The organism is Adhaeribacter rhizoryzae (genome assembly GCF_008629685.1).
GTDB classification, from domain to species: domain Bacteria; phylum Bacteroidota; class Bacteroidia; order Cytophagales; family Hymenobacteraceae; genus Adhaeribacter; species Adhaeribacter rhizoryzae.
In genome coordinates, this window is the sequence record NZ_VWSF01000023.1 from 82653 (window position 1) to 104778 (window position 22126).

At 43.6% G+C, this 22126-nt stretch carries 20 protein-coding genes and 1 pseudogene; 13 read left to right on the plus strand and 8 right to left on the minus strand.

The window, feature by feature from the left end:
- Nucleotides 1-18 precede the first annotated feature (18 nt).
- Nucleotides 19-1203, plus strand: a complete 1185-nt coding sequence (locus tag F0145_RS21520; protein ID WP_150091859.1) for a Gfo/Idh/MocA family protein — start codon at nt 19-21, stop codon at nt 1201-1203.
- 256 nt (nt 1204-1459) lie between these two features.
- Here F0145_RS21520 and F0145_RS21525 read toward each other — a convergent pair whose 3' ends face one another.
- Nucleotides 1460-2623, minus strand: coding sequence for a PQQ-dependent sugar dehydrogenase (locus F0145_RS21525; protein ID WP_150091861.1), 1164 nt, complete (start codon nt 2621-2623; stop codon nt 1460-1462).
- 408 nt (nt 2624-3031) lie between these two features.
- Here F0145_RS21525 and F0145_RS21530 point away from each other — a divergent pair, with 408 nt between their 5' ends.
- The gene (locus tag F0145_RS21530; protein WP_150091863.1) at nt 3032-4447 is read left to right on the plus strand and encodes an MBL fold metallo-hydrolase; all 1416 of its coding nucleotides are present in this window, start codon (nt 3032-3034) and stop codon (nt 4445-4447) included.
- Nucleotides 4448-4542: 95 nt separating this feature from the next.
- On the opposite strand, the gene F0145_RS21535 is transcribed toward F0145_RS21530, so the two are convergent.
- Nucleotides 4543-5565 carry a ScyD/ScyE family protein gene (locus tag F0145_RS21535; RefSeq protein WP_150091865.1) on the minus strand — a complete coding sequence of 341 codons (1023 nt, stop codon included), beginning with the start codon at nt 5563-5565 and terminating at the stop codon, nt 4543-4545.
- A 19-nt stretch (nt 5566-5584) separates the two neighbouring features.
- On the opposite strand from F0145_RS21535, the gene F0145_RS21540 reads away from it, so the two are divergent.
- The 4 genes from F0145_RS21540 (at nt 5585) to F0145_RS21555 (ending at nt 7652) form a co-directional block, all read left to right on the plus strand.
- Nucleotides 5585-5893, plus strand: coding sequence for a hypothetical protein (locus F0145_RS21540; RefSeq protein WP_150091867.1), 309 nt, complete (start codon nt 5585-5587; stop codon nt 5891-5893).
- A 132-nt stretch (nt 5894-6025) separates the two neighbouring features.
- Nucleotides 6026-6457, plus strand: coding sequence for a rhodanese-like domain-containing protein (locus F0145_RS21545; protein ID WP_150091869.1), 432 nt, complete (start codon nt 6026-6028; stop codon nt 6455-6457).
- A 304-nt stretch (nt 6458-6761) separates the two neighbouring features.
- Nucleotides 6762-7325 (plus strand): NADPH-dependent FMN reductase, encoded by a 564-nt coding sequence (locus tag F0145_RS21550; RefSeq protein ID WP_150091871.1) that lies wholly within the window; start codon nt 6762-6764, stop codon nt 7323-7325.
- Nucleotides 7326-7466: 141 nt separating this feature from the next.
- Entirely contained in the window at nt 7467-7652 is a 186-nt protein-coding gene (locus F0145_RS21555) for a hypothetical protein (RefSeq protein WP_150091872.1), read from the plus strand.
- A gap of 142 nt (nt 7653-7794) precedes the next feature.
- On the opposite strand, the gene F0145_RS21560 is transcribed toward F0145_RS21555, so the two are convergent.
- A complete protein-coding gene (locus F0145_RS21560) occupies nt 7795-9141 on the minus strand; it encodes a peptidoglycan DD-metalloendopeptidase family protein (protein WP_150091874.1) in 1347 nt (448 codons plus the stop codon).
- A 506-nt stretch (nt 9142-9647) separates the two neighbouring features.
- On the opposite strand from F0145_RS21560, the gene F0145_RS21565 reads away from it, so the two are divergent.
- Nucleotides 9648-10760, plus strand: coding sequence for an SGNH/GDSL hydrolase family protein (locus F0145_RS21565; protein ID WP_150091876.1), 1113 nt, complete (start codon nt 9648-9650; stop codon nt 10758-10760).
- An 84-nt stretch (nt 10761-10844) separates the two neighbouring features.
- Here the strand turns inward: F0145_RS21565 and F0145_RS21570 are convergent, their stop codons facing one another.
- On the minus strand, nt 10845-12434 hold the full coding sequence (locus F0145_RS21570) for a glycoside hydrolase (RefSeq protein ID WP_150091878.1): 1590 nt from the start codon (nt 12432-12434) through the stop codon (nt 10845-10847).
- A 326-nt stretch (nt 12435-12760) separates the two neighbouring features.
- Here F0145_RS21570 and F0145_RS21575 point away from each other — a divergent pair, with 326 nt between their 5' ends.
- A complete protein-coding gene (locus tag F0145_RS21575) occupies nt 12761-14101 on the plus strand; it encodes an FAD-binding protein (RefSeq protein ID WP_150091880.1) in 1341 nt (446 codons plus the stop codon).
- Between the two features lie 284 nt (nt 14102-14385).
- Here the strand turns inward: F0145_RS21575 and F0145_RS21580 are convergent, their stop codons facing one another.
- Together F0145_RS21580 and F0145_RS21585 are read right to left on the minus strand one after the other, a co-directional pair.
- Nucleotides 14386-14886 (minus strand): hypothetical protein, encoded by a 501-nt coding sequence (locus F0145_RS21580; RefSeq protein WP_150091882.1) that lies wholly within the window; start codon nt 14884-14886, stop codon nt 14386-14388.
- An 11-nt stretch (nt 14887-14897) separates the two neighbouring features.
- A complete protein-coding gene (locus F0145_RS21585; protein ID WP_150091884.1) occupies nt 14898-16052 on the minus strand; it encodes a zinc-dependent alcohol dehydrogenase in 1155 nt (384 codons plus the stop codon).
- Between the two features lie 474 nt (nt 16053-16526).
- Here F0145_RS21585 and F0145_RS21590 point away from each other — a divergent pair, with 474 nt between their 5' ends.
- The 3 genes from F0145_RS21590 (at nt 16527) to F0145_RS21600 (ending at nt 18083) form a co-directional block, all read left to right on the plus strand.
- A complete protein-coding gene (locus F0145_RS21590; RefSeq protein ID WP_150091886.1) occupies nt 16527-16949 on the plus strand; it encodes an STAS/SEC14 domain-containing protein in 423 nt (140 codons plus the stop codon).
- Between the two features lie 186 nt (nt 16950-17135).
- Nucleotides 17136-17411, plus strand: coding sequence for a hypothetical protein (locus F0145_RS21595; RefSeq protein ID WP_150091888.1), 276 nt, complete (start codon nt 17136-17138; stop codon nt 17409-17411).
- A gap of 423 nt (nt 17412-17834) precedes the next feature.
- On the plus strand, nt 17835-18083 hold the full coding sequence (locus tag F0145_RS21600) for a hypothetical protein (protein WP_150091890.1): 249 nt from the start codon (nt 17835-17837) through the stop codon (nt 18081-18083).
- Nucleotides 18084-18085: 2 nt separating this feature from the next.
- Here the strand turns inward: F0145_RS21600 and F0145_RS21605 are convergent, their stop codons facing one another.
- On the minus strand, nt 18086-18814 hold the full coding sequence (locus tag F0145_RS21605; RefSeq protein ID WP_150091892.1) for a pseudouridine synthase: 729 nt from the start codon (nt 18812-18814) through the stop codon (nt 18086-18088).
- Between the two features lie 132 nt (nt 18815-18946).
- Entirely contained in the window at nt 18947-19861 is a 915-nt protein-coding gene (locus F0145_RS21610) for a pirin family protein (protein WP_150091894.1), read from the minus strand.
- 229 nt (nt 19862-20090) lie between these two features.
- On the opposite strand from F0145_RS21610, the gene F0145_RS21615 reads away from it, so the two are divergent.
- A complete protein-coding gene (locus tag F0145_RS21615; protein WP_150091896.1) occupies nt 20091-21128 on the plus strand; it encodes an LLM class flavin-dependent oxidoreductase in 1038 nt (345 codons plus the stop codon).
- 381 nt (nt 21129-21509) lie between these two features.
- Nucleotides 21510-22126: pseudogene (locus tag F0145_RS21620) on the plus strand (hypothetical protein); the annotation flags it as partial.

Sequence of the window (22126 nt, forward strand, 5' to 3'; positions counted from 1 at the left end):
ACTACTAGTTATTTTTACATGAACGATCCTCAATTTAACCGCCGGAAATTTATAAAAGAAACAGTTACCACGGCGGCCGGTATTATGGTTTTATCGGCTTTACCAAACGCCCTGCCTGCCGAAGCCGGCATTGTTACCAAAGCGCCGGGCATTCAAATTAAAGGCAGTAGCACGGCTAATCCGGCTGCCCCGCGTATCCGGTTTTCCGTTATTGGCCTGAACCATGGACACATTAATTCGCAGGTAGAAGCCGTAATACGGGGAGGGGGCGAGCTGGTTAGTTTTTATGCCAAGGAACCCGATTTAGCGGCGGCTTTTCAGAAGCGTTATCCGCAGGCAAAACAAGCTAAAACCGAAAAAGAAATTCTGGAAAATAAAGCTATTCAACTGGTAGTAAGTGCTTCTATACCAAATGAGCGGGCGCCGCTGGGCGTTAGAGTAATGCGTTCCGGCAAAGATTTTATGGTTGATAAGCCCGGCATAACTACCTTAGAACAACTGGCCGAAGTGCGCAAAGTACAAAAAGAAACCAAGCGCATTTATTCTATTATGTACAGCGAGCGCCTGGAAAATCGGGCCACCGTAAAAGCAGGCGAGCTGGTAAAAGCTGGCGCTATTGGCAAAGTAATTCAAACCATTGGGCTGGGGCCGCACCGCATGAACCCCAAATCAAGACCCGAGTGGTTTTTTGATAAAGAAAAATTTGGCGGTATTATCTGCGATATTGCTTCGCACCAGTTCGACCAATATTTGTTTTTTACGGGCTCTACCCAGGCCGAAATTGTAGCTTCGCAGGTAGGTAATTTTAACCACCCGCAATATCCTAAGTTCGAAGATTTTGGCGATACCATGCTGCGCGGCAACGGCGGTCCGGGTTATATTCGGGTAGACTGGTTTACGCCCGATGGGCTGAAAAGCTGGGGCGATGGCCGTTTAACCATTTTAGGAACTGAAGGATTTATCGAAATCCGGAAAAATATTGACATTGCCGGTCGGGAAGGCGGCAACCACCTGTTTTTGACCGACCAGAAAGAGACCCGTTACGTTGACTGCAAAGATACCGAGCTGCCGTACGGCAAACAGTTGGTAGATGATATTGTTAACCGCACCGAAACGGCCATGACGCAGGAACATTGCTTTTTAGCCACCGAACTGGCGCTGAAAGCCCAAAAGCAAGCCCAGAAAATAAGCATTAAGGTATAACTAACCCAACAAAAAAAGCCCCTGCTGCGTTGCTCGCGGCAGGGGCTTTTTTTGTTGGATTTTAAATCTTATATCATTATCAAATGCATACTGCGCTTTTAAATAAAGTAAAGGCTGTACCAACCATCGCGGTCATTCTGAAAGAATCTAATTGGCTACTTGCTGGTAAGATTCTTCCAGAATGACCCTAGTGAGTGGATATTTACTTTTTATTGTTTTAAAGCGCAATTTCTGTTTAATATGGGTATCAATTAGATTATTTAGCCGCTTTCTGCGTACTATTTTTAGGCATTAACCGGATGAGTAAACCAGGGCCTTCGGTTATGGCATATACGTAACCATCGGGGCCTTGCGCTACGCATCTTACGCGGCCAATATCCTGTACTAATTTTTCTTCGGCTACGTAATTGGTACCCGATAACTGTACCCGGGCAATATGCCGGTGCGCCAAAGCCCCAACGAGTAAATTGCCTTTCCAGTCCGGGTATTTATTGCTGGTAACAATGGTCATGCCGCAAGGGGCAATAGAAGGCACCCAAATCCGCACCGATTTTTCGATGCCGGGCAATTCTTTGTTCTCGGTCAGGATAGAGCCATCGTAGTTAATGCCGTGCGAGGTTTTAGGCCAGCCGTAGTTTTTACCTTTAACAATCAGGTTCAGCTCATCGCCACCTTTGGGGCCGTGTTCTACTGCCCAAATCCGGTTGGTGGCTGCATCGTACACCATGCCTTGCGGATTGCGGTGCCCATACGTCCAGATGGTAGGGTTTGCATCTTTCTGGCCCACAAACGGGTTATCTTGCGGCACGCGGCCATCGTCGTAAATCCGGTGAATTTTACCGTGATCGTTGTTGAGTTCCTGTACTTTAGGTTGGGTGCCTCTTTCCCCGGAGCTGAAATAAAGGAAATTATCTTTATCGAAAATAATGCGGCTGCCAAAGTGAAAATTGGCCGGTATATACGGTTTGGCGGTAAATATATCTTTCGCCTCTACAATCTGGTTACCTTTTAGCTTAAAGCGCATAATAGCTGTAGTGGCGCCGCCTTCAACCGGTTTAGAATAAGAAATGTAAACCCACTGGTTTTTGGCGTAGTTGGGGTGCAGTTTAATGTCCAGCAAACCACCCTGGCCCTGGTTAAAAACTTTAGGTACACCCGCCAGTTTATCGCCGGTAAACTTATTATTTTTGAACACCAATATTTCTCCGGATTTTTCGGTTACCAGCATGCGGCCATCGGGTAGCCAGGCCATTCCCCAAGGGTTCTTAAAGCCTTCGTGCAGCCGTTCTACCGTATAAGCCGAAGAATCAACCGTTGCTTCGTAAACAATATTTGGTTGGTTTGGGTCGGCGGCTTTACCGGGTAGCGCGGTAAAAGCCGACAGCAAAAAGGATAAAGTATAAAGAATTGGTTTTTTCATTTTATTTGTTCGATTAGAATAAAATTAACTATTTGTTTAAACAGGATGCTAAGTTAATACGGCAAAATTGAAAAACGAGTGTAATAACGACGAATAGATTAATAAGGTAACGCCAAAAAACAGAATTACTTATTTGCAAATACCAAACCAATATTCCTGCTTAAGTTTTAACGTTTCTTAATGGCAAAACCTGTTTTTTATTCTGCTCGGTTTCGCTTAATTTTATTTACAATTTAAAACAGCTTATTTAGGTCACGGTTGCTACCCAAAAGTTAAAATATAAGCTTGATCTATCTGGTTTTGTCGTTCCTGGAGTCTGATAAATCCTAAACAACAGCAATTGGCTCTAAAGAATTATAGCAAGTATACCGTTTAATTTTGCGTAACCTCATTTAGTTAAAAGAAGCTATGAAAGTAGAACAAATATATACCGGTTGCCTGGCGCAAGGAACTTATTACCTGGAAAGTAACGGCGAAGCCGCCATTATTGATCCCTTACGCGAAATAAAACCTTATCTGGAGAAAGCCGAAAAAAATAATGTTAAAATAAAATATGTGCTGGAAACGCACTTCCACGCCGATTTTGTTTCGGGCCATTTAGATTTAGCCCAGGCTACCGGTGCCCAAATTGTTTACGGCGCAGTGGCTAACCCCAACTTTCCGGCTTATCTGGCGCAAGACGGCGAAGAACTGACTTTAGGCAATGTAACTTTGAAAGTGCTGCATACCCCCGGCCATACCCTGGAATCGGTCACGTATTTGCTGCGCGATGAAGAAGATAAAGATTTTGCCATTTTTACCGGCGACACCTTATTTATTGGCGATGTGGGCCGGCCCGATTTAGCGGCCAAATCGGAACTAAGCCAGGAACAATTAGCCGGCCATTTATTCGATTCGTTGCGAGATAAAATAATGCCTTTAGGCGATGCGGTGCTCGTTTATCCGGCCCACGGTGCGGGTTCGGCCTGCGGCAAAAATATGAGCAAAGAAACTTTTGATACGCTTGGTCATCAGAAACAAACCAATTACGCATTGCGCGCCAACATGACTAAAGAGGAATTTATTAAAGAAGTAACGGCCGGATTAATGCCGCCGCCTAGTTATTTCCCGCAAAATGTGCAATTAAACAAGCAAGGTTACACCAGCATACAAACGGTATTAGAACATGGTTTGCAGGCTTTAAGTCCGGAAGCTTTTGAAGCGGCTGCTAACGAAACCGGCGCCATAATGCTGGATACCCGCAGTGCTACTGATTTTGCCGCTGGCTTTGTTCCCAATGCCATTAATATTGGCATCGATGGCAGTTTTGCGCCGTGGGTAGGTGCCTTAATTCCGGATGTAAAGCAGCCCCTGGTGTTTATAGCGGATGCTGGCCGCGAAGAAGAAGTGGTTACCCGTTTGGCCCGCGTTGGCTACGACCATGCTTTGGGGTATTTACAAGGCGGTTTAAAAGCCTGGAGAGCAGCCGGTAAAGAAGTAGATACTATTATTTCAGTTTCAGCGGAAGAATTGGCCGAACAATTTAAAACAGGAGCGCCGCTAATAATTGATGTTAGGAAAGAAAGCGAATATAAAGCCGAACACGTAGCAGGCGCACTTAATATTCCGCTGGATTTCCTGAACGAGCACTTAGCCGAAATTCCGAAAGAAGAATTGGTGTATATGCATTGCGCCGGTGGGTACCGTTCTATGATTGCGGCTTCTATTTTACGGGCGCGCGGCTATCATAATATTATAGATGTGGCCGGCGGCTTTAAAGCTATTGCGGCAACCGATATTTCCCGCACCAATTTTGTGTGCCCGTCTACGCTAAATAAAGAATAATATACTTTTCGTTAACCCCATATAATAACACGGGCGAGTAGCTTCTTTTAAAAGCTATTCGCCCGTGTTATTATATAGTAAATCCAAGTGCTACCTTAATAATTTATTTTCCGGATAACCCCATCAAAGGTTTGGGCAATGTAATATACCTGGCCGTTGCCTCGTTCCAGCGAGTTCGGAAAGTTTAAGCCCGTAATTAACCGGGTGTTTTTCTCTGGGGTAGAGCGAACCAAAGCACCGGAATTCTCGGCGAAACCTTCGCCGGTCCAGGTGCCATATTCCACTACTAAGGGTTTATGGTCGGGGCCTAATTCAATATCGGTTAAACTAGCCAAACCCGATTGATAAACGGTAGTATTGCCTTGCCGATTAACCTGGTAAATAGTAGCCTGGTTGGCGGGGAAAGGAAAACCGGTAAAGGTACATACCAGAAAATTATTGCCATCGTACACAATACCGGTAGGTACCGCCTGAACCTGATCGGGATCACCTTGGGGGTTTGGTACAGGCGGTATAGTAGCAAATACACTTAATTGGCCCGTACCAGATCGCCGGCGAATAACAGCATTAGCCGCGGCATCTACTATAAATATATCACCACCGGGCCCTACTGTCAGGTTAAAAATATCAGTTTCGTCGGTATCTTCTTCGAAGGCGTAATTTTTTACGAAAGTACCAATGTCTTCGAAGGGGAGTTGGCTGGCCTGGATGGGGGCCGCGCCTGGTTTATAATTGGCAATATTATATTTATACAATTTGCCTTCTACGCCGTGCAGCATGTAAAGCGTACCTTCGTGGAGCAACAAGTGGTTCAGGCCAAAAATGCCACCTTCGGGGCTTACTTCGGAAACAAACCCTTGCACTACCGTAAATTTACGGCCCTGCGGCGTAATTAAGGTTAGTTGCCCGTCGTTGGTTTGGCCGGTACCTGCTTCGGTAACCCACAAATTACCTTTTTTGTCTGTTTCAATGCCCAACGGACCGGTTAAATCCTGAGCCAGAGTTGTTATGCGGGGGGCGTGACGTTTTTCTTTTTTTATTTCATCCAGTATTTCGTCGCAGCCGCTACTGCTCAAAAGAACTAAAGCCGAAAGGAAAAGCGTAATTCTGTTTTTCATACCTTAAAGTTTAAAATGCATGATAATTAGTAAAGCCACCAAAGCTTATTGGGGCGTTGTATATTTCTTTATTTGCTTTGCTACTTTTAGCATTGATAATAATTTGATTTTTTATAGCCCGAAGTTTTTTAGAGCAGATCCAGAAAAGGTTAGTTTTGAAAATCGGGCATTGGCCTGGTTTAGCGCTAAGTTAAACGGCTACCAAAAGCCAAGCAATACTGAATTTTCAGTATTTTATCTACAGATTTTACCGGTTTATAGGTTTACAAGTGCTAAATTGAGGCAAACAGCAAAGTGGGTTGCTTACTGGTTTTTACAATTGCTGTAATTATATCGGTTTAAAGAAAACGCAATATTAACCGGTACAATTTTTAAGAAATTCTTTATTTATTATTTTGCAATTATCATTACCCACTTAAGCGTTTATTACTATGCCAGAACAATGTAAATTCTCCGCCAAATGAAAGCAGTTTACCTGATTAGCTTTTTATTACCAACTTTAACTTCTTTTAACCCAAAGCCAATAGTATTTGCTACTGTTACCGCGAATATTATGCAACAACCGGCTGCCAGCCTTAAAACCGTAGATAGCAAAGGCGCGAAAGCCGCTCTAACCAAACAACCAAATTTAGTTCTGCTGGACGTACGAACGCCGCAGGAATACGCGGGTGGCCATCTTAAAAATGCGCATAATCTTAATTATAATGCCCCTGACTTTGCCGATAAATTAGCTAAGTTTGACAAAACCAAACCTTACCTGGTTTATTGTGCGGTAGGTGGCCGCAGCAGTAAAGCTGCGCAACTAATGCAGCAGATGGGGTTTAAGCAGGTAATTAACGTTTCCGAAGGTTACGCCAGCCTCAAAAATGCAGGGATGGTGGTTGTAGAATAATTAGTTTTATTTATGCGGTTATTGGCAACGTCGCAACTTAGCTGAATTAACTATCTGAAGAAAGGGTAATTTAGAGCACCACCTAAGTCTAGGAGGGGTTATTAATAATTATATTTCTTAGATTGATTCGGGCAAGTTCTGTTACTGGCTATAAAGGCGCGTCAAAAAGATTATCTAAATTTATTAATGCTATCTGTTAGATATTTTGACAAGCGTTTATTGTAACGAAAACCACTTGTACTAACTCTAGTTATTAGATAATCTGATGCAGATAATCTAATAGACTTATAAAACACAAACTGCTATGCCACACCTCGCCATAATAGCTGCCAGCGTACGTACTGCAAATAATACCAAAAGGGTAGCTTTGTTTTTTCAAAATTATATACAAGCACAGCAACTAGGTACTACCGATTTGCTGGATTTGCAGGCTTTTGGGTTTCCGATTTTCGAAGAACGCCTGAGTTTTCAGGAGAATCCTTCGGCGCAGGTACTGGATTTTGCCGCCAGAATCCGGAAGGCCGATGGTGTTTTAATTTGCACACCCGAATATAACGGCGGTTACCCGGCTAGTTTAAAAAATGTAATTGATTTGCTTTACGAAGAGTGGCACCGGAAGCCCATTGCCATTGCTACCGTTTCGGATGGAAATTTTGGTGGCACCCAGGTAATTACCTCGCTTTTGTTTACGCTTTACAAAATACGGGCTTGGGTAGTGCCGGCCATGTTTCCGGTGCCCAGCGCCCAGAATAATTTTGATGCAGCAGGCAAACCACTTAACCCGCAACAGGCAGAAAGGCGGGCTAAAATATTTACCGACGAATGGTTGTGGTGTATAGAGGCCAATAAAAGAATGGCCACCACCTAAAATTGCTTTATTACATAAAATATTTTTAGCTAGTAGCACAATTTCTTGTACCCTAAAGGAATAATTAGTTAAATTTGTACTGTAAAAATATTCAAAAATTTATATATTTTAGGTTGGCCTTCAGTAAAGGCAATATTTGGTATGCAAGGGTTGGAATTTACTATTTTTGAGAACCTGGATGTTTCGCAGCTTAGTTTAGAGGAGGTTCAGGATTGCCTTTTTTATCTCGAAAACTTAATTGAGCACGAAGAGAATCCAATTGATTTTGTAAAATATCAATCGTATCGGGTTAAGCTGCTCGACCGGTTGATTGAAGTTAAAAAGTAACTTTATAAATAATAACTATCTGGAAAAAAATCTACATTAAAAACTTCCTGTATTAGATTAATATAGTTATTAAAATAAAAAAGAGGAAGTTTCCGGCTTCCTCTTTTTGTCTGATCTATTAAACTAATAAAAGTTTGCGTACTTAACTCTTTTTAGCTGCTTTGGTATTATCAGAGGCTACTAAGGTACCACTGTTTTCGTTCGGTTGGTTTAAGTTTAAAGCTTCCAGCCTTTTTACAATTTCTTCCTTGGCAGCTAAAAACGCTTTTTTGCTCTTGCGGTTCACCGGTTCAGCCAAGGGCAGTTTAACTTTTAAGGCATCTACCTGCTTACCGTTCTTCCACAGGCGGTAGCATAGGTGCGGACCAGTGCTCAGGCCGGTGCTGCCTACGTACCCAATGGTTTGGCCTTGTTGCACGGTTTTACCGCGCCGGATGCCTTTTGCAAATTTAGAAAGATGCAAATATTGGGTTGTATAAGTTTTGTTATGCCTGATTTTTACAAAATAACCATTGCCCCGGGCGTATGCAGCATCTAATATTACGCCTTCGCCCACACTCCGGATGGGGGTGCCTCTGGGTGCAGCAAAGTCGGTGCCCAGGTGCGCTTTAAATCTTTTTTGTACCGGGTGAAAACGGCGCATGGTATACCGGGAGCTTACCCGCGAATATTCCAAAGGTTCTTTTAAAAAAGCCTTTTTAAAGCTTTTGCCATCCTGGTCGTAATAAGCTACTCCGTTGCCCTGGTCGAAAGCAATGGCATAAAGCGGTTGGCCGTTATGCTGAAAAAAGGCCGCCTTTAAAGCGCCGTACCCAATTACACTCCCGTTTATTTGTTTTTCCTCAAATATCAGCTTAAACTGGTCGCCGGGCTGCATGTGGTTCAGGTTTAAGCGCCAGGCGTAAATATCGGCCAGTTTATCTACCAGCTGCGCCGAGCCTCCCGCCGCCAGCACCGATTCATACAAAGAGCCTTTTATTTCGCCGGCCAGTTCCCGCTCTATTATTTGCATTTCGCGTTTGTGACGGGTAACCTGTAGGCTGTCGCGGAGATCGTAAATAATATATTCTCTTTCGTTGGGCTCGTAAATAAAATATTGGGCGGTTTGAGCCGAATCGCGGGTATGCAGTAAAATATAGTTGCGCTTGGGCTGAATGCGCTTTAAGTTGAAAATATTTTTGGCTTTAAGCGCCAACTCATGAATGGTAACCGGTGAAATATTGTAAGCGCCTAAAATGCTCGAAACCGTTTCGCCCCGTTCTACTTCGCTCTCTACTATTTCCAAAGAATCGGTTGGAATGCCATACACAATAGGGGCGGGTGGGGTTATTTTTTCCGCTGCTGGCGGCGCCGTAGTAGCTGGTTTTTCGGTGGGTTGTATTTTGGCGAGAACGCTGGTAATATCTAGAACTGGAACCTGGGCGGCCGAAATATAAAGAAGAAGCGACAGTACAATCAGGATGGCCAGGCCTTTGCGTTGTTTTATCATTAAATAATATATCTTAGTTAATACGTCTTATTTGGAGGCGCAAAACTAGGGTTTAAGCAATAGAAATAAAAATTAAATATTATACAATAATCTGATAGCAAATTGGTTGTAACAAATTTTGCCAATTTTTCAGCTTAAAAAAGCCGTTAAATACAATAAAAATTATTTGTTACAAATGGCTGTTTCGAATAAAAAGCTACTAAAATAAACTGACCGCGTTGGTTATAATTATTTAGTTTTAGACCGGATATTCTCTACATAAAGCACTGTAAAACAGCGGCATAAATAATGTTTGTTGTTTTTAAGGTTGTAGCTTACCCTATTCTCCCTAATAGCAGGTATAAATTGCTTAGAATTTGAAAGCCTAATCCGGGAATATTCAAGTTTGTTTAAAAGTATAATTCAGAAATGGGTTGTGAGTATTATTCTCTTGGCAGTATTTTTAGCTATTAAAATAATCAGAATATTGTTAATCCGGCACCATTTTAAACAAATAAAATTATTGCATGCGTAACCAACGTAATTTATTAGCCCTGACGCTTTGCTTTTTTTGCTTAAGCTGTTCTACCTTTAACATTAACAACCCCCAAGAAGAATATTTGCCCGCCGCGGCTTTGCAGCCTTTTGGCCGGTACCTATTAAACCAGGAGCAGAAATTGGAACTGGTAAGTTCGGCGGTGCATTTTGGTTTTAGTTTTGAAGGAACCGAATGCCAGTTGTTTGCTTCTATCCCCAACGCCAATGGCCATAATTATTTGCAGTACGAACTGGACGGTGTGTACCAGAAGCGAATACGGGTAGCAGGCAATGCGAAAGAACCCATCCGGATAACCGCGCCAACGACCGGCAAACATATTGTTTGGGTGTATAAAGCTACCGAAGCGTATACCGGGCCTATTTTAATTAGTAGCATTACCGGCAAAAAATTAAAACCGCTTAAGAATCCAGTAAAACCAATCATTGAATTTATTGGGAATAGTATTACTAGCGGGGCGGCTGCCGATCCTTCGGAAGTACCTTGCGGTTCGGGTGTTTACCACGACCAGCACAACGCTTATATGGCTTACGGCCCCCGGCTGGCAAGAACATTAGGCCTTAACTTTGTATTAAGCAGCGTGAGCGGCATTGGGGTTTACCGCAACTGGAATTCCGACGGGCCAACCATGCCCCAGGTGTACGAGCAAGTTAATTTTCAGGAATATAATGCGCAACTGTGGGATTTTACCAGGTTTAAACCCCAGGTGGTAAGTATAGCTTTGGGCACGAACGATTTTAGTGGCGGAGATGGTAAAAAAACAAGGTTGCCTTTCGATAGTGCCAGTTACGTAAACAGCTATATTAAATTTGTGCAGCAGGTTAAAAGTAAGTATCCGCCGGCCCAAATAGCCCTGCTGAGCAGCCCCATGCTAAACGGTAAAAATCGCCAAACCCTGCAAAACTGCCTTACTGCCGTAAAAAGTAAAATTGATGCAGCTTACCCAACCGACAAACCAGTAGCCTTATATTTTTTCCAGCCCATGCGGGCGCGAGGCTGTAGCGGGCACCCCAATGTAGAAGACCACGCAATATTAGCCCAGGAACTGGTTCCGTTCTTTAAAAAGCTGATATCCGCAAACTAAATTAAGATAAAATTAAAACCAGAACTTGCGGCCTGTTATGGCAACCGGCCGCAAGTTCTGGTTTTCTGTATTTTCAAACGATTATTAATAATTAATAACCAGCGTGGTAATAGAGCGGGGCGGTAAGGAAATTTGCTCCTTTATTTTCCCGGTTGGGTAAAGCTTCATATTCTCGTCGGGCGCAGCCGTTGTTACATAGCGTTGGTAAGTAGCGCCTTTGGGGTAATTTTTTATTGCTAGTTGCAGGGCTTTGGCTTCTGCTTCGTAATTAATGGCCACCACCACCAGCTTATTTTTCTCGCCGGTATAAGCCGAAACCATTACACGCTGGGCAGCGGCCACCGGCGATAAATTATCGTTGCGTTTAATGAGCAGCCGATGCATGCCCGGCCGGATAAACAAACTGTAATGACCCAGGGCCCATAAGTTTTTGGTTTGAAAAAATTCGCCGTTGGTATGGTTACGATTAGGTTGCAGAGCAATTAAATAATAACGGGTATCAAAATCGGGTTTGCCGGGCTCAAAAGCATTCCAGAACTGCCAGGCGCTGGCGTTGGCCACGGTTAAATCCTGGTGTATTATTTTGGCCAGAAACAAACCGCAATCCATAGCGGAGCGGCGACCTCTGGTGCCTTCCCGGTAACCATTTGCTAACATAGAATATTCCGATTGCCAGAAACCTACGCCGTAATGGGCCGCTGTATCGGCTACCTGCTGCCGCACGGCCACAATAGCACTATCGCCTTCATCGGTGAAATAACTGTGCCCCACCACCAGTTTAGGTACATGCGACAACCGGCTTAAATTAAGCGCACTGTTTTTCCCGAAGAACTGCTGCACCTGGCGCGAAGCTCCCGATTTCTCGGCGTACAAATACGTGAGTTTCGCCGCTTCGGGCAAAATAATTTGCGTTGTTAATTTATGCTGGTTTAAAGAATTATTCAGGGCATTTATTACCCGGGCTATTTCAGGGTTTTGCCAGGGGCTGCCTTCTTGCTTGGCTTCGCCAAACTTGCCGGTCCAATCCCATTGGGGTTCGTTTACCGGACTAATATATTTAAACTGTAAACCTTGATCTTGGTAATGCTGAAGTACTTTGGCTAAGAAGTCGGTATACGCTTCGTATTTATCTGGTCTTAAATTAGCTTTATAATCTTTAACCGTTTTAAAGCCTAATTTATTTTGGGTAAATTGTACGGGCGGTGTATTGGCAAATGCAATCAGGTTTTCTACGCCAAATTGTTTTGCTTGCTGCAAAAACCAGGTTTGGCCTTGTTGCTTGTTCCAGTTATAAGTGCCATCGTTTTGCAAAAAGCCTTCTACCCGGCGGTTTACATCGCCAATGCCACTGCTGTCGCCTTGCTCGGTGGTGCCGCCGCCAATATTAAACCGCCACGCCGATAAACCAATGCCTTTGGGATTTCCCTGGGCGTCTTTTTCCCGGCTGAAAAGCAGTTCGGCTATTTTTTCTCTTTTTTCTGCCGGCCAATGTTTGCCAATACCTTCGGCGTACCAGCAACCCGCCGCCCCAAAGTTATCGATGGCTTGGGCTTTCTGTTGTGGGTCAAGGTTAATGAGCAGCGGCTTGGGTTTAGGCTTTTGCGCCAACGCCATTCCGGACGCATGCATGGTTACGAGTAGTACGTACGAGAATTTCCGGATACAGGAATTCATAGGAAGTTCGGATTTTAGTGGTTAAGCTAATAGGACTAATCTAAAATATCAGCAACTAAGAGATAATTTTTTTGAAAGCGGTTAAGGAAATAAAAATAACTTCTTGCTAAAGCTATTGCTAGTTGCAAAATCCATTAACTATCAGCAACAAACTGACTTTTAAATATCCCGTTCTAAATCAAAGATTAAATTGTAGCAGATTAAGTTTAATTTGCATTGGCTTAAATAGGCTTAAAAATATTAAGGATTATCTCTTTTAATATTAAATAAAAAGAAGCAGCTGGCAAATTAGATAGCCTTTTTTAAGTATGTAAACAGAATCACAGATGCAGAATAAAACTAATAGAAATTTATCACCAACCGGGCAGACTAATAGTAGGCTAACATCTTTAAGCACAGGATTATCAGACAGCATTATTACCAACTGGGCCGGCAATATTCAGTTTACTACAGATAAGGTGTATTTCCCCGATACCGTAGCCGAAGTACAGGAATTGGTACAAAAGCACGATAAGCTAAAAGTATTGGGCTCCCGCCACTGTTTTAACCGCATTGCCGACAGCCCAGATTATTTGCTTTCGACCAAAAGATTAAATAAAATAATAAGTTTAGATACGCAGGCTCATACTGTAACCGTGGAAGGAGGTATTAAATACGGCGAACTGGCACCATACCTGCACGAACACGGCTATGCCTTGCACAATCTGGCTTCGTTGCCTCATATTTCGGTTGCAGGTTCTATTATTACCGCCACGCACGGTTCCGGCGTAGGGAACGGCAACCTGGCTGTACCGGTGCAGGCTTTGGAAATGGTGCTGGCCGATGGCAGTATAAGCACTTTTTCGAAAGAAAAAGATGGCGATTTATTTAATGGTCTGGTGGTAAACTTAGGCGCAGTTGGCGTAATAACAAAAGTAACCTTAGCCTTGGAACCGGCTTACCAGATGCAGCAGGTTGTCTACGAAAACCTGCCTTTGGCGCAGTTTACCGCTAACTTTCAGGAGATTGTAGCGGCCGGCTACAGCGTGAGTTTATTTACCGACTGGCGACATAATAGCTTTACCGAAGTTTGGATTAAAAGCAAAATAAATAATAACCATAACAATAGCGTTGCACCGGCGTTTTTTGGCGCTACCGCTGCTACGCAACCTTTGCACCCAATTGCGGGCGTGCCCGCCGAAAACTGTACCGAACAATTAGGCTTGCCGGGCGCCTGGTACGAGCGGTTACCCCATTTTAAAATGGGCTTTACGCCCAGCAGCGGCGTAGAACTGCAATCAGAATATTTTGTAGCCAGCCATTATGCCGTGGATGCTATTCAGGCAATTGCTAATTTGGGAGAACAGATAAGCCCTTATTTATTTGTATCGGAAATTAGAACCATTGCGGCCGATAATTTGTGGCTGAGCCCATGCTACCAACAGCCAACCGTAGCTATTCATTTTACCTGGAAACAAGATTGGCTGGCAGTTAGTAAATTATTGCCTTTAATAGAAAAAGAACTAGCACCTTTTCAGGCGCGGCCGCACTGGGGAAAATTATTTACCATGCCTGCCGAAGTAATAGCAACTCGTTACGAAAAATTAGATGCCTTTAAAAACCTAGCTTTACAACTAGATCCAACCGGCAAATTCAGAAATGAATATTTAAATCAAACTATATTTTAGGAGGGCGGTAATTAATATTATCAAATCTGTTTTGTAAAAATATTGTTAACTTATAAAAGCCGCTGCTGTTATTTAGCATAGAACCCCGTAGCTTTCGACTACAATGTTTCTACCTTAATAACAGCAGCGGCTTGATTATTTTATTACCATTATTATTGGAGTATGTCGCTTACTTTATTGCGGTCATATTAAGCCTGTCGAAATAGCTATTAGTTATTTTACAATGCTGTTATAGATCCTTCGGCAAGCTCAGGATGACCAATATACTTAAGCGCAAGTTTTGGCTAATCGTCATCGTCTTCATCTTGTCTGGATTTAACGTAAGCAATTACGCCAACGGTTAGTACGGCCGCAACGGCAAGTTTCTGAATAACGCCCAACCGGTTATGTTGCCATTCGGCTTTCATACCTTTTTCGGCAAAAATATTAGGAACATGGCCATTTTTCAGGTCATCCAATACGCCTTCAACTACGTTTACCCGGTCGGCTAATAATAAAGGCAGCCAGTGGCCGTAGCTCGATTCGCTGTATTTAAAAGCAAATCGCCGGAGCATACCGCTCAATCCGCTGGGCGGGGTAGAGGTGCCAAACACAGCGGTAATATTCGGGCGTTCAATCGAGCGCAGAATTTCGGTATTTACCGGTTGCAACGAGGGCCGATCCCAGCTATAGCCGGTTTGCTCCGCATCGGTGCGATTTTTCATGGGATAGGTTGGGTCGTTCTTCGGATCAGCATCTATGCCCCAACCTTTAATATGCGAATAATCTTTCGTTGTATTTTCCATAGTTTATTTTTTTACATTCTGGCTGATGGGGGAATAAGCACGGGTTTAATGCAGTTATCCAATTTATCAGAAAACATACGGTAAGCATCGGCGGCGTCTTCTAAAGGAATCCGGTGCGTAATCAAGGCTTTGGGATTCAATATTCCGTTCTGCACGTGATCTATTAACCGGGGGAGCAATCTTTTCACCGAAGCTTGGTTTGCCCGGATAGTAATGCCTTTATTTACCACGTTGCCAATAGGTACCAGGTTATCGGTTGGCCCGTAAACCCCTACAATAGAAACAATGCCGCCTTTTTTAACGGAGTTAATGGCCCAGTGCAGCGCCGTAGCCGAACCAGCCTGCAGCAATAATTTACGGCCGGTAATGGTTTGCATGGTGTTGCCGGTTGCTTCTGCACCTACTGCATCAATCACCACATCGGCTCCCATCCAGTCGGTGGTTTTCTTTACAAATACTACGGGGTCGTCCATTTCTTCGTAGTTGTAGGCTTCGCAATTGGCGTAATTTTTCACAAATTCCAGCCGGTATTCAATTTTATCAATCACTATTACCCGGCCGGCGCCAAATAACCAGGCACATCTGGCGGCCATTATTCCGATGGGGCCAGCACCAAAAACCACCACCGTATCGCCGGGCTGAATGCCGCCCATTTCGGCAGCCTGGTAACCAGTTGGTACCACATCGGTCAGCAGCACCGCATCGTCCGGGTCCATGCCGGGCGGAATAACGGTTGGGCCTACGTTGGCATAAGGAACCCGCACGTATTCGGCCTGGCCGCCATCGTAACCGCCAGCCGTATGGGAATAGCCAAAAATACCACCTACAGCGGTAGCCTGGGAGTTAGATTCGTGGCAGTTACCAAATAAACCTTGCCGGCAGAAATGGCATTTACCGCAGGCAATATTAAAAGGCACCAGCACATGGTCGCCTACTTTTATTTTTTCTACTTCCGGACCAACTTCTTCCACTATACCGGTAAACTCATGACCAAAAGTCATCCCGACCCGGGTATCCGGAACGTTGCCGTTGTATAAATGCAGGTCGGAACCGCAAATACAGGAGCGCGTAACCCGGACAATGGCATCTTGGGGATGCTTTATTTCGGGCATAGGTTTCTGACTGACGCGGACCCGTTGCGGGCCCCGGTAATTCATTGCTAGCATAAAAATCGTCCTAAAGTTTTAAGTAAAACATCTGTTTTGGATAAAGGCACTCTTATTAATATTTAATAATATTTGTAAACCGAGCCTTTAGCTTTCCGAATCCGGAACAGCCTATTTCATTACTTAATAATTTTATTAAGGTTGCAGAACTCAAAAGGATGGGTACAACAAAAGCCTCGGAAAAGGGAAACAGATAATTAATATATTTTAGAGAGCTTGGCTTGGTTTATTATAAATAACAAGGTATAGTAAACCTGCTGGTAAACAGGTACGTAGGTAGTTTGTACCCATTTTCATAATTAAAATTTTTCTCATTTAATTATTTATTAAATATTTAAATAAAACTGTATTTAACCAGGATTTACAAGCAGTATATTTTTTTGTAAACTTTTATAATTTATATTTATAAATATTGTTGGGGGCTGTTAAACCATTTCAGCTTTTTAATAGTTTTGGCCTTATTAAACTAAAATAATGACGCAAGAACTTCGTAATCCTTTTGGCCGGGTGTTTTTAACCATAACGGTAAATGACAAAAATCGCTGGGTGCATGTAAATTGGATGGGGTATTTAACCGAAGAAAATATTAAGACGGGTGCTTTGGCTTATACCAAGGCGCTACAGGAATCTGGTTATAATAGTGTGTTAAACGATACCCGCTTAATTCTGGGCGGCTGGGACCATTCTTTGGAGTGGGTTTTAAACGATTGGGCACCAAAGGCAGCAAGGGCCGGCTTAAAATATTTTGCCATGATTACCACACCCGAATCATTCGCCGAATCTACTGCCTCTGCTTTTTACACTAAGCTTAAATCTTTTCGGGCCCAGGTTTTCGACGATAAAAGCAAGGCCGAAAATTGGTTGCGTCAGTTTTCGCTGGTCTATAAAAATTCCTGAAAATATTCTTTAATAGGACTGTTTGTAGCTGCTTATTACCGTTATGGCTACTATTTACCCTTAAACTGCGTTAATATTCTGTTAAGGCTAATATTTCAACTCCCGGCAACCCCAGCTATTACCACCCCCCAACCCAGGCAGAAGTGGCACGTAGATTAACCTTACAAGATTCAGGGCAATATTGGTATGGGCAAGAAAAAGAAAAAACATCAAACTATTTACCGGGCCATTAAACCTGTTATAAAAGACGACCGCATTATTTTATCGTTGCTGGGAGCGGTTGGGTTAGGGGTTACGCTGGCTTCCGTTACGAGTATAGACGAAGGCCGGGCTTTGCTTTCTAAAGTAGTTGATGCCGTTAAAAACCTGGAAGAAATTACTGGAATATCTAAAAAAAGCAAAGTTAAAGTTAAGCCTAAAAAATTAAAAGATAAAGACCCGGAGGAGCCAATTGGGGAATAATTTACCGCTTTTAACCCCAGTTTATTAGCCGCTGTAAGCTAAGGTTTAAGCTGTTATAACCATAAATAGTGAAGTAATAATTCTCCCGTATTCCGGCACCTTTCAGTAGTAACTCCCATCTTTATAAATACTTGGCTGAAATTTTCAGCACCTTATTTCGGGCATTCATAACAGCAGTTAAGGCATTCAGGATAATAAATTTTTAAAGTTTAATTTCCTCCTGCATCTTTACTATGTTCCTGGTTGAGTTTAGTTTATAAGCCAGGTGTTGGTTTAAAATATTAAACTAATTTGTATTAAGCTTGAAGTGGTAAATAAAAAATATTGCTTGAATTTGTTTTGTTTGGTGAATCCGGTAACCGGGAACTGAGCTTCTGACCGAAAGGATGTTCCTGGTTCTGGTAAATTTAAATGAATATGAAAATGAGGACTAAAGAACAGGTTTATAATTATTTGATTCAGCCTTCGCCCTTGTTTTTAAAGCAGGTAATAAAGGTAGAAGAAACCAGCGCCTATATTGTGGTGCAGGACATCCGGAAAATAAAAAAACTGTTTATCCCGGATCAGGTAATTGCTAATTTCGAATTAAATTTCAAAAATATTCAAAGCCAGGCTTGCAAAACCAACGAATACGAAGGCGTGAATTATTTAATATTGCCCAAGCTGAATTAAGCTTAATAAAATATTCTGTAATTCCGGAGGGCTATTTTTTCCTGCAGAACTGCCAACTCATTAGAAGTTAAATGCCGCCATTCGCCTGGTTCTAAATTGCCTAACTCAATATTTACCAAACGTTTTCTGATTAGCCTTTCTACGCCGTAACCCAGTTTATAACACATCCGTCTGATTTGCCGGTTAAGGCCTTGCGTAAGAATAATATTAAAAGCAGTACTATTTACCTGGTTTACCACGGCGGGCCGGGTTCTTTGGCCCATTATTTCTACGCCGGAGGCTAATTGCGCTAAAACTGCCGGGGTTAGGGGGTTATTTACCGTTACCAAATATTCTTTTTCCTGGTGATTTTTTGCGTGCACAATTCTATCGTAAATCTGGCCATGGTTGGTTAGCAGCATTAACCCTTCCGATTCTTTATCTAAGCGGCCAACCGGGAAAACCTTTTCGGAAAAATTTAAAGCCTGACCCAGACTGTGCGCAATATTTTGGTTTAAGGTAGATTCAATGCCCCGCGGTTTGTAATAGGCTAGGTAAATAAACTCTTTTCCTTCTTTAATAACTTGCTGGTCAATTATTACAACATCTTCCGGGTGTAGCGGTTGGGCCAGATTACCTTTTTTACCATTTACCAAAACCCTACCCGACAGAATATGCTGAAGGGCTTCTTTGTTTGAAATTTGGAGCTTTTGCACCAGAAAAAATTTAAGCGAAGCAGAAATTGCTTTCATCCCGAAAGAAAGTAAAACCTGAAAAATATTGCCAAAACAGTTAATAAATTAGCTTTAATCTTGTTGGCTTTAGTAAAATTTAATTCAACAACTAAGCTGATTTCTAACGAAGAGGGGTAGATTATTTGCCTTTCAGGAAAGTGCTTCGGGCGGCGGGCTGCCGGCCGGTTTAGATTTATCTGCTGGCAACGGAATATATTCCTGGTTATCGGTTGGGGGTAAAAGAATGCGGCCGGCCTGCCAATCGGCTTTGGCTTGTTCAATCCGTTCTTTCCTCGACGATACAAAATTCCACCAGATAAACCGTTCGCCTAAGGGCTCGCCGCCCAGCAACATGAGGGTAGTAGGTTCTTTTGCTATAATTATGGGGTCGGTGGCTTTGGTAAAAACCAGCAATTGCCCGGGCGTGTACGTGCGGCCCGCTACCTCCAAACTGCCTTTAGCCACGTAAATGCCGCGTTCAGCATGCTCCCGGGGCAAGCCAAAACGGGCGCCTGTTTCTAATACAACATGCACGTAAAACAAAGGTGAATGGGTTTTTACGTTATTTTGCAAACCAAAAGCATTACCGGCTATCAAGCGCATCCAAACGCCGGTATCGGTAAATACTGGCAATTGTTCTGGTTGGTAATTATTAAAAGCCGGACTTGCTTCTTCGTCTTTTTCTGGCAAAGCTACCCAGGTTTGAATCATTTCGAGTTGGCCACCGGTTAAAGCGGCAGGATCTTCGAACCGTTCGGAATGCGCAATGCCGCTGCCGGCGGTCATCCAGTTTACTTCGCCTGGCCTGATTATTTGTTCCACGCCCAGGCTATCGCGGTGCGTAACTTGCCCGCCAAATAAATAGCTTACCGTAGATAGGCCAATGTGGGGGTGTGGCAACACATCCATGGCCGTTGTTAATTGCGCTGGCATAGCTATGGGGCCGGCATGATCCATAAAAATAAACGGGCCTACCATCCGGCGCAACCGGAACGGCAATATTCTGCGCACCGCCATACCAGGGCCTAAAGTTGCTTGCCGGGCTTCTATTACAATATCTAACATGTTTACCTATTTCTTCTAACGAAAGAAAAGAATATTTTGCTAAAGGGCAATAATATTAAAGCGTTTTGAAAAATGTTGCGTGTATATTTAAGCAGGCTACCACCCAGTATTAGCTAAAGTTTGAAATCCATCCGGAAGTACCAACTAATAAATAATAGCTATTGCAGGTGAACTTTTTGTTTATTCAGTATAATTTGTTTTGCTCTTTAAATAAGGTAAAATTATAAGCATGGAAATAGGAATTACCACCTTTGTCGAAAATACCCCGGACCCAACTACCGGTAAACTGCTGAGTCCGCACGAAAGAATGATGCACTTGCTGGAAGAAGTAGAACTGGCCGACCAGTTGGGCTTAGATGTTTTTTCGATTGGCGAACACCACCGGCCCGATTTTATTGTTTCGTCGCCGGCCGTGGTGCTGGCAGCGGCTGCCGTTAAAACCAGGCAAATTAAATTATCCAGTGCAGTTACGGTGCTTAGTTCCGATGATCCCGTTCGGGTATTTCAGGATTTTGCCCACGTAGATTTATTATCGCAAGGCCGGGCCGAGATTATGGCGGGCCGGGGTTCTTTTATTGAGTCTTTTCCGCTGTTCGGCAACGATTTAAAAGATTACAACACACTCTTTGCCGAGAAGCTGGATTTATTAATAAAATTAAATAAAAGCGAAAAAATTACCTGGCAAGGTAAGCTTCGGCCATCCATCGATAACCGGGGCGTTTACCCGCGCCCTTATCAAAAAGAATTGCCGATTTGGGTAGCCGTTGGCGGGACCCCTGAATCGGTGGTGCGGGCCGCCAACTACGGTTTGCCCATGGCTTTGGCAATTATTGGGGGCATGCCGGAGCGGTTTGTACCTTTTACCAATTTATATAAAGAAACGTACCAGAAAGCCGGTCACGACCAATCTAAATTTCAGTTAGCCATTAATTCGCATGGTTATATTGCCGAAGATTCGCAACAAGCGGCCGATGAATTTTACGGGCCGTATGCTTACTTAATGGGCCAAATAGGGCGAGAGCGGGGCTGGCCACCCATGAACCGGGCGCAGTTTGAAATGATGCGGGCCCCCGAAGGTTCCTTGCTGGTGGGTAGTCCGCAACAGGTAATCGAGAAAATATTATACAACTACGAGCTGTTTGGCAATACCCGGTTTCTGTTACACATTAGTGTAGGTACGTTGCCGCACGCAAAAGTAATGCGGGCCATTGAATTGTTGGGTAATGTGGTGGCACCGGCCGTAAGAAAAGCTGTAAAACAATCGTAATCTTATAATTAATTCCTATGCTTCTTAATAATGCCTGATATTTATTTATTTTTGAAAGATTCCATCTTTCAAGGTTAAGGTGTTAAATAAACTTTGAAGTCTAAGTTTGCTCAAGGCCGCGAGGCCCCGTTTGGCCACCCGGGCTGTCTAAGCTTGTTTTCCTCGTACCTCGGAATGCTACGCACCACAACCTTAGAAGGCCCTCTCTGTCCAAACTGCTGTAGTCTGCTTCGTAGCTGCTGCTTTTCTAAGGCTAAATAATCATTAGATTTAAACCTTCTCAACAAAGCTATTCCGCAACGTTCCGGATAGGCGGAACTCCTTCCCTAAATTAGGGCTACGATTAGGACACAAAATGGAGCGGGGAGCTGTTGGGGGTAAATGGCAGATGCAATATTTAGCAATATTCGGATAGAGCGACGGGTCAAGCAAGTAGTAGAAAAGATAATAGAAAAGCAAAGTGTGGTGATACATCAGCTAAGTGCGAGCGAAGCCGAGCAGCGGAGTTACTACCGTCTGCTGCATAACCCCCGTTTGCAGACCAGTCAAATCATTTCGTACTTGCAAGCGGACTGTGCGCGGCAAGTGGAGGTGGGCGCCCATTATTTAGTATTTCAGGATACGACGCAGCCTAACTTTGAACGCAACCGGCGCAACATTTCCGACCAGCAGCAGCTCGGGGTGATTGGAGATAAGCAGTCCTTAGGCTTTTTCCTGCATCCTTCGCTGGTGGTGCAAGCGGATACTGGCCGCTGCCTGGGCTACAGCCATGTGCAGGTCTGGAGTAGAGAAGCAATGGCGCCAGATAGAAAGCAAAGGCAGTATCAAAAGCAGCCCATAGAAGAGAAAGAAAGCTACCGCTGGATTCAGGCTGCTCAAGCCAGTAAGCAGGTGTTGGCAAAGGCCAGCGCGTTGACCATTATCTGTGACCGGGAAGGCGACATTAGCGAGTTGTTTTTACAAGTGCCCGACAACCAGACCCATTTGCTGGTGCGCTC

Coding starts and splice junctions, on each gene's coding strand:
- F0145_RS21590 (WP_150091886.1), top strand. CDS start 16,527: ATGACGCAAGAACTTCGTAATCCTTTTGGCCGGGTGTTTTTAACCATA.
- F0145_RS21600 (WP_150091890.1), top strand. CDS start 17,835: ATGAGGACTAAAGAACAGGTTTATAATTATTTGATTCAGCCTTCGCCC.
- F0145_RS21595 (WP_150091888.1), top strand. CDS start 17,136: ATGGGCAAGAAAAAGAAAAAACATCAAACTATTTACCGGGCCATTAAA.
- F0145_RS21615 (WP_150091896.1), top strand. CDS start 20,091: ATGGAAATAGGAATTACCACCTTTGTCGAAAATACCCCGGACCCAACT.
- F0145_RS21560 (WP_150091874.1), bottom strand. CDS start 9,141: ATGATAAAACAACGCAAAGGCCTGGCCATCCTGATTGTACTGTCGCTT.
- F0145_RS21535 (WP_150091865.1), bottom strand. CDS start 5,565: ATGAAAAACAGAATTACGCTTTTCCTTTCGGCTTTAGTTCTTTTGAGC.
- F0145_RS21585 (WP_150091884.1), bottom strand. CDS start 16,052: ATGCTAGCAATGAATTACCGGGGCCCGCAACGGGTCCGCGTCAGTCAG.
- F0145_RS21525 (WP_150091861.1), bottom strand. CDS start 2,623: ATGAAAAAACCAATTCTTTATACTTTATCCTTTTTGCTGTCGGCTTTT.
- F0145_RS21610 (WP_150091894.1), bottom strand. CDS start 19,861: ATGTTAGATATTGTAATAGAAGCCCGGCAAGCAACTTTAGGCCCTGGT.
- F0145_RS21530 (WP_150091863.1), top strand. CDS start 3,032: ATGAAAGTAGAACAAATATATACCGGTTGCCTGGCGCAAGGAACTTAT.
- F0145_RS21550 (WP_150091871.1), top strand. CDS start 6,762: ATGCCACACCTCGCCATAATAGCTGCCAGCGTACGTACTGCAAATAAT.
- F0145_RS21580 (WP_150091882.1), bottom strand. CDS start 14,886: ATGGAAAATACAACGAAAGATTATTCGCATATTAAAGGTTGGGGCATA.
- F0145_RS21575 (WP_150091880.1), top strand. CDS start 12,761: ATGCAGAATAAAACTAATAGAAATTTATCACCAACCGGGCAGACTAAT.
- F0145_RS21565 (WP_150091876.1), top strand. CDS start 9,648: ATGCGTAACCAACGTAATTTATTAGCCCTGACGCTTTGCTTTTTTTGC.
- F0145_RS21555 (WP_150091872.1), top strand. CDS start 7,467: ATGCAAGGGTTGGAATTTACTATTTTTGAGAACCTGGATGTTTCGCAG.
- F0145_RS21520 (WP_150091859.1), top strand. CDS start 19: ATGAACGATCCTCAATTTAACCGCCGGAAATTTATAAAAGAAACAGTT.
- F0145_RS21545 (WP_150091869.1), top strand. CDS start 6,026: ATGAAAGCAGTTTACCTGATTAGCTTTTTATTACCAACTTTAACTTCT.
- F0145_RS21605 (WP_150091892.1), bottom strand. CDS start 18,814: ATGAAAGCAATTTCTGCTTCGCTTAAATTTTTTCTGGTGCAAAAGCTC.
- F0145_RS21570 (WP_150091878.1), bottom strand. CDS start 12,434: ATGAATTCCTGTATCCGGAAATTCTCGTACGTACTACTCGTAACCATG.
- F0145_RS21540 (WP_150091867.1), top strand. CDS start 5,585: ATGATAATTAGTAAAGCCACCAAAGCTTATTGGGGCGTTGTATATTTC.